We start from the raw sequence: 6957 nt of genomic DNA, 5'->3' as shown, positions 1-6957 counted from the left end.
GGCACCGCCTGCAGTACGCGGGCCAGGGCCTGGAGCGCCGCCACCTGCGCCGGGCCGGCCGGGTCGTGGGCCAGCAGCGCGATGTGGTGCTCCACGATGCCGTGCTCGCCCATCGACAGGGCTCGGCCGGGCGGCATGACGGAGGGCAGGCCCTTGAGCGGGAAGCCCGCCAGGCCGTAGTCGGAGGAGTCGGACAGGCGCAGGAGCAGGCGGTCATCGAAGACCGTCGAGACCTGGCCGAGCAGCCCGGACCGGTCGCCGGTGACCACCGCCCTGAACCCGACCGCCGCGCCCTCCCGCAGCAGCTGGAGCAGCGCCTCGATCAGCCGCCCGTAGTCGTAGCCCTCGAACGCGGCCACGAAGCCCTCCCAGCGGTCGAGCATGAACACCATCCAGGGCAGCCGATGGCCTGCCTGCCGGTATTCGGCCAGCGACGCGTGCCCGGCCTCGGCCAGGAGTTGCTGGCGGCGGCCCACCTCGGCCCGCAGCCGCGTCAGCAGCCGCTCCACCCGGTCGAGCTGGTCGCGGGTGACCACGGCGCCGCAATGGGGCATGGCCACCAGCGGCAGCAGCGCGCCCGAGCCGCAGTCGACCGCGTGCAGGTGCACGTCATCGGGGGAGGCGTACGCGGCGATGGCGCCCGCGATCGTGCGCAGCGCCGTCGACCTGCCGCTGCGCGCGGCCCCGGCGATCAGCAGGTGCCCGCCGTGGGCCACGTCGAGCGCCAGCGGGTGCCGGTCCTGCGCCCACGGCCGGTCGGTGATCCCGAACGGCAGCGGCGGCACCTCGGCGAACGCCTCCGCCCCGCCGCCCGCGTCCGCGCCGGTGAGTGGGTGGGGCGCGGCGAGCACCCCTGTGGTCCCGCGGGTGTCCGAGGGCCCGTGCCCCCCGTCGGGGAGGTCCAGGACGAGGCGGGTGGGCAGGGGGTCCAGCCACGGGCTGGGCTGGACGGGCACGCCGGCCAGCCGGGCGGCCTCGATCAGGGCGTCGGCGGCGAGGGTGAGGTCCGTGGTCGTGGAGTCCTCCTCCTCGGGCCGCGGGGGCGGTGGAAGCGCCTTCCCGAGGGCGCGCCAGTCCACGTCCAGCACCCGTACCTCACCGCCCGGCACGGAAGCGACACCGGGCGCGGCGGGGCTGCGGCCGCCGACCCTGGCCGTCTGGACGGCCACCGCGGCCCCCACCCCTGACCGCACGTAACAGCGGCCGGGCGTGGACTTGGAGATGTGCGCGGCGTCCGGCAGGTCGATGACGTCGGCCGACTCGGCGGGCTCGGTCACCCGCAGCGCGATCCGCAGCGAGGTGTTGGCCTGGATGTCGGCGGTCACCACACCGGCGGGCCGCTGCGTGGCCAGGATCAGGTGGATCCCCAGCGACCGGCCCCTGCGCGCGATGTCCACCAGCCCGGTCACGAAGTCCGGCAGCTCGGCCACCAGGGCGGCGAACTCGTCGATGATCAGCACCAGGCGCGGCAGCCCCGGCCCCGCGTAGTCCTCGATGTCCTTGGCCCCGGCCGCCGCCAGCAGCCGCTCCCGCCGCCGGATCTCGGCCGCCAGCGAGTCGAGGGCCCGCTGCGTCAGGTGGCCGTCCAGGTCGCTGACCATGCCGACCGTGTGCGGCAGGCGTACGCACTCCTTGAACGCGGCGCCGCCCTTGTAGTCGATCAGCACGAACGTGAGCTGGTCCGGCCGGTTGGCCACCGCCAGCGAGCAGATCAGCGTCTGCAGCAGCTCCGACTTGCCCGCGCCGGTGGTGCCGGCGACGAGCCCGTGGGGGCCGTCGAGTCTGAGGTCCACCGAGAACGGGCCGTCCGGGCCGACGCCGATGAGCGCCTTGGTGCTGCCCTGGTCGCCCCACTGGGCGGCCAGCTCCTTGCCGGAGGGGACGGGCATGCCCATCAGGTCGAGGAGGCGTACCGCGTCGGGGAGGTTGCCGCCGGGGTCGTCCCGGCTCACGTCGCGGATCGGGGACAGCGCCCGGGCCAGGCGGTCGCACCAGGGGGCCGAGACGAGGTCGGCCAGGACCGGGCCGATGACGTCGAGGCCGCCGCCGCGCAGGCGGACGAGACCGTCGGTGCCGCACGCGGCCACAGTCTGGCACTCCTCGGGCAGCAGGCGCTGGTCGTCGTCGATGGCCAGCGTGTACACGCCGGAGCGCGGGCCCTGGCGCAGCACCTGAGGCATGTTGGGCAGGCCGCGCAGGACCTGGGCGCCGTCGAGGATCACCAGCACGTCGTAGGGGCGCACGTCGTAGGAGGAGAACGTGGGCTTCTCCGGCCCGCCGAGGTCGTCCCAGCCGGTGGGGATCTTGCCCAGCTCGGGGATGGCGGTGTTCTGGCGCTCGTCGATGAGGGCGGCCAGCTCCGCGACCCGGCGGGCGGCCGAGTCGGGGTCGGTGCCCACCAGCGCCACGCACTCCTCGCCCGCCCGGGGCGCGCAGTGCGGCAACCAGCGCAGCCAGCCCCAGCGCCGCTCGGCGTCGGCGTGCGCGGACACCACCACGATGGCCAGGTCACGCGGGCTGTGCAGGGTGGCGGCCTGGGCGACCAGCCAGCCGGCCAGGCTGGTCGCCGATGAGCGCGGCCCCGTCACGCCGGCCACCCCCAGCCGCCGCATGGGCAGCGCCACCGGCACGGAACGGCAGATCGGCGGGTCGATGGGCCCGCCCTGCTCCTCCGACAGGTCCAGGTCGGCGGGCAGGTCGGCGAGCCCGACGCGCAGCCTGAGCGCGTCGGAGTCGTGGATCCGGCGCTCCCACAGCCGCCTGCGCGGCCCCGTGGCCGTCAGCAGCACCTGCGCCGGGTCGGGCGCGTCGGACCTGCGGGCGGCCTCGTCGGCGGCCCGGGCCCGCTCCACGGCCTCGTCGTACGCCCTGACCTGCTCCTCGTACTCCTTGAGCGCCTTCTTGTGCTGCTTCTTGCCGTGCCGCCGGTCGCTCCACCACTGGCCGATCATGATGACCGGCGTCATGAGGGCGACGAGCAGGTAGTACCACTGTTTGAGGGCGATCGCCAGGGTCAGCCCGAGCACGGCCGGGAGGCAGGCGGCCAGCAACTGCAGGCGCAACCCCTCGTTCCGGCCCGGCTCCTTGGGCTTGACGAACTTGCGCTGGGGCTCGGGCCGCAGCAGCCTGGGCGGGCGGTTGTAGGCGACGCCGCCCTCGGTCCGGGGTGCCAGGTGCGCGTCCCTCGGCTCGATGGAGGTCAGCACGAACACCGAGGACCCGCAGGTCAGTACGGCCTGGTCGGGCCATTCCACCGGCTCGGTGAGCGGTCGCCCGTCGAGCTCGGGCACCTCGTCGTAGCCGGCCGCGTGCTCGGCGGCCTCGCGCTCGGCCGTACGCGCGGTGAGCTCGGCCACCTCCTCGGCCCAGCGCCCCTTGAGCTTGATCCTGGGCGCCTCGCCGCGCGGCCGCCACGCCCGCTCCACGGTGATCGCCTCCGGCGTCACGCGTACGGTCACCGCCTCCGGAGCCAGCGCCGGGTCGTCGGCCGCCATCGCGCACATCGGGTCGGAGCCGATGACGTGCACGCCCAGTCCCAGCCGGTGCACCGCCCCGGCCGCCGGTCCGCCCACCACGCGCACCTCGGCGACCCCGCCGGGCTCCTCGACGACGGTGGCGCGGGCGAGGTGGGGGTCGAGCGTGACCTTGTCGCCGTCGCGCAGCACGGCGGCGGCCGGGGCGCGCGGGTCGAGCGGCCGGCCGTCCCGCCACAGGGCCGGCGGCCCCATGTCGGAGCGCTCCGGCCGGCGTGGCCTGGGCACGTGCGCGCCGACGCCGCCGGACGCCGTCATGCCGTAGGGCGCCCGGGCCTTGGGCAGCCGGACCACCTCCGCCAGTGGCCCCTGATCGCTGAGCGCCTCGCTCAGCCTCGCCACCGTGGCGCCGTCGTCGCCGTCGATCACGACGTCACGATCGCCCTGCCCGCCGATCACGGTGAGCATGATCCGCATGGTGCCGTCTCCTCGGTCGACTTCGGGCGCAAAGGTAGCGTCCGGAACGTGGCCTGGCGCGCCGGTTGACGGCAATGGCATGGCCGACGGGATGCAGGGGGCAGATTCCCCAAAGAATGTGATTGGAGTGCCGGAAGTTATTGAAGTGGCGGCTAGCCCGAAAAATCATCACTCGTCAACTTGATAGAAACAATAGGCATCGATTATTTCGGCTTGACATCATGTCACCTGCGAAACAAGCATGGGTCCCCGAATTTCGCCTACAGGCTCGGATCGATCGCCACATAATGGCGTGAATTCCGCAATTCACTTCGGGAGCCCCCCACCCATGAGGACCAGTGAAAAGCCTGCCGCCAACGCGGCGGCGGGGTTGTCCGGCCCGGCCTCGCGCAAGCTCCCCGTGCCACCCAGGGAACGCAAGCCCGCGCTGGCCGCGCTGGCCGTCCTGCTCATCCTCGGCGGCGCGCTGGCCACGACCCTGCTCGTCCTGCGCAGCGGCGACCGCATCTCCGCGATCCGCGTCACCCAGCAGATCGGCGCAGGTCAGAAGTTCACCCAGCAGGCGATCGAGGAAGTGAAGATCGCCGACACGGGCGTCGAGTTCGTCTCCTGGTCGCAGCGGGCGCAGGTGCTCGAAAGCTTCGCAACCGTCACCCTCCTTCCCGGCACCCTCCTGACCAACCAGATGGGCGTGCGGGCCAGCAGCGAGCTGGGGCCGGGAAAGGCCACGGTCGGGCTCGCGCTCAAGCCGGGGCAAATGCCGGCGGGCGTGCAGGAGGGCGACCGGGTTCAGGTGATATTCGTACCGAGCCGGTCGAGTCAGGGAGAAAGCCGCGTACTCGCCGCGAGAGCGCTGGTCTTCGCCGTGGGTGACAGGTCGAGAACGGGAAATTCCGGCCAGATCACCGTGGTCGTCGATTCGGCGGCGGCGCCGGAAATAGTGGCCTCCGCTTCCAGCGGGGAGATCGCGGTGGCCGAGCTCCCGGGGGAACGCTGACGTGGCGCTGATCGTACTGGCCGCCGACAAGGGCGCGCCGGGGGTGACCACCGCCGCCACGGCCCTGGCGGCGGTCTGGCCGCGTCCGGTGCTGCTGGCCGAATGCGACCCGGCGGGCGGCGACCTCGCCTACCGGCTGCCCGCGGCCGGCGGCGGGGTGTTGAACCCCGGCCGCGGCCTGCTCACGCTGGGCGCCACCGCGCGCCGCGGGCTCGAACCGGCGCAGATCCACCAGCACACGCAGAAGATCATCGGTGGTCTCGACGTGCTGGCCGGGCTCACGCACGGCGAGCAGGCGGCCGGGCTCACCTGGATGTGGGGCCCGCTGGGCAGGGTGCTGGCCGCCATCCCGAACGCCGACGTGATCGCCGACTGCGGCCGCCTGGGCGCACACCCGCAGATCGGTGACCTGATCGCCGAGGCCGAGCAGGTCGTGCTGCTCACCAGGGCCACCCTCGACCACGTGGCCCACCTGCGCGAGCGCCTGCAGATCACCAAGGCGCACGGCGTGGTCGTGATCGCCGACCCGCGCAACTACCGGGGCTCGATCGAGGACGTACGCAGGATCGTCGGCCCGAGCGTCCAGTTCGTGCACGGCCTGGCGTACGACCCCAAGGGCGCCGAGCTCCTGCGCGGCCAGTGGGGCGGCCGACTGGACCGATCGCTCCTCATCCGTACGGCCAGGGACCTGGCGGCGAGGCTGGTGAGCCACCGATGATCGACCACTCTCTCGTCAAGCGCTTCCGCCAGGAGGTCGGCGACCGCCTGGCCCACCAGCGCCGGCTCGACCAGGCCAACGGCCTGCCCCCGATGAGCGGGGAGGACGAGCGCCAGTTCGCCAGGGCGCTGATCTCCCAGGTGCTGGAGGAGCACGCCCGCAGCGAGATCGGCCTCGGCCGCACCCCGCCCACCGTGGAGGAGGAAGAGGCGCTCGCGGCGGGCATCCACGCGGCGCTGTTCGGGGTGGGCCGGCTGCAGCCGCTGCTCGACGACGCCCAGGTCGAGAACATCGACATCAACGGCTGCGACAAGGTGTTCGTCAGCTACGCCGACGGCCAGGAGCTCATGCAGGACCCGGTCGCCGACTCCGACGACGAGCTGATCGAGCTGATCCAGATCCTGGCCGCGTACTCGGGGCTGTCGAGCAGGCCGTTCGACACCGCCAACCCCCAGCTCGACCTGCGCCTGCCGGACGGCTCCCGGCTGAGCGCGGTCATGGACGTCACGGTCCGGCCGGCCGTCTCGATCCGCCGCGCCCGCCTGGGCAAGGTGTTCATGTCCGATCTCGTGGGCAACGGCACGATAAGTCCGGACGTCGGGCGCTTCCTGGCCGCCGCCGTCGCCGCCCGCAAGAACATCATGATCGCCGGCTCCACCAACGCGGGGAAGACCACCCTGCTGCGCGCCCTGGCCAACGAGATCCCGCCCAACGAGCGCCTCATCACCGTCGAGCGCGCCCTGGAGCTCGGCCTCGACCAGTTCCCCGAGCTCCACCCCAACGTGGTCGCCTTCGAGCAGCGCCTGCCCAACTCCGAGGGCCAGGGCGAGATCTCCATGGCCGAGCTCGTCAGGCGCTCGCTCCGGATGAACCCCAGCCGCGTCATCGTCGGCGAGGTCCTCGGCGACGAGATCGTCACCATGCTCAACGCGATGACCCAGGGCAACGACGGCTCCCTGTCGACCATCCACGCCAACTCCAGCATGGAGGTCTTCAACCGCATCGCCACCTACGCCCTGCAGGCCAGCGAGCGCCTGCCCATCGACGCCACCCACATGCTCATCGCGGGCGCCATCGACTTCGTGGTCTTCATCGAGAAGCGCAACGACTATCACGTCGGCGGCACCCTGCGCCGCTACGTCTCCAGCATCCGCGAGGTCAACGGCTGCGACGGCCGCGTCCTGTCCAGCGAGGTGTTCGTGCCCGGTCCCGACGGCACCGCACTCCCGCACGCGCCGGTCTCCTGCCTGGAGGAGCTCGCCGCCCACGGCTACTCCCCGGGGGGCTGGTAG

The 6957-nt window shown here is 72.9% G+C and carries 4 protein-coding genes; 3 read left to right on the top strand and 1 reads right to left on the bottom strand.

Annotated elements, in window-relative coordinates:
* Positions 1 to 3950: FtsK/SpoIIIE domain-containing protein (locus tag AB0J69_RS38145; RefSeq protein WP_364127905.1), on the bottom strand; the 3950-nt coding region annotated here is incomplete at its 3' end.
* 328 nt (positions 3951 to 4278) lie between these two features.
* Between AB0J69_RS38145 and AB0J69_RS38140 the strand changes: the two genes are divergently transcribed.
* The 3 genes from AB0J69_RS38140 to AB0J69_RS38130 are packed head-to-tail and all read left to right on the top strand — an operon-like array spanning position 4279 to position 6957.
* Positions 4279 to 4947: a hypothetical protein gene (locus tag AB0J69_RS38140; RefSeq protein WP_364127902.1), complete on the top strand. Its 669-nt coding sequence runs from the start codon at positions 4279 to 4281 to the stop codon at positions 4945 to 4947.
* A gap of 1 nt (position 4948) precedes the next feature.
* On the top strand, positions 4949 to 5665 hold the full coding sequence (locus AB0J69_RS38135; RefSeq protein WP_364127899.1) for a hypothetical protein: 717 nt from the start codon (positions 4949 to 4951) through the stop codon (positions 5663 to 5665).
* A complete protein-coding gene (locus tag AB0J69_RS38130; RefSeq protein WP_364127897.1) occupies positions 5662 to 6957 on the top strand; it encodes an ATPase, T2SS/T4P/T4SS family in 1296 nt (431 codons plus the stop codon). The genes AB0J69_RS38135 and AB0J69_RS38130 overlap by 4 nt, the downstream gene beginning before the upstream one ends.

The organism is Nonomuraea sp. NPDC049709, from assembly GCF_040674815.1.
Taxonomy (GTDB): domain Bacteria; phylum Actinomycetota; class Actinomycetes; order Streptosporangiales; family Streptosporangiaceae; genus Nonomuraea.
Note: the sequence above shows the minus strand (reverse complement) of the source record. Positions and strands in the feature narration are given on the sequence as shown.

Coding starts and splice junctions, on each gene's coding strand:
- AB0J69_RS38130 (WP_364127897.1), top strand. CDS start 5,662: ATGATCGACCACTCTCTCGTCAAGCGCTTCCGCCAGGAGGTCGGCGAC.
- AB0J69_RS38140 (WP_364127902.1), top strand. CDS start 4,279: ATGAGGACCAGTGAAAAGCCTGCCGCCAACGCGGCGGCGGGGTTGTCC.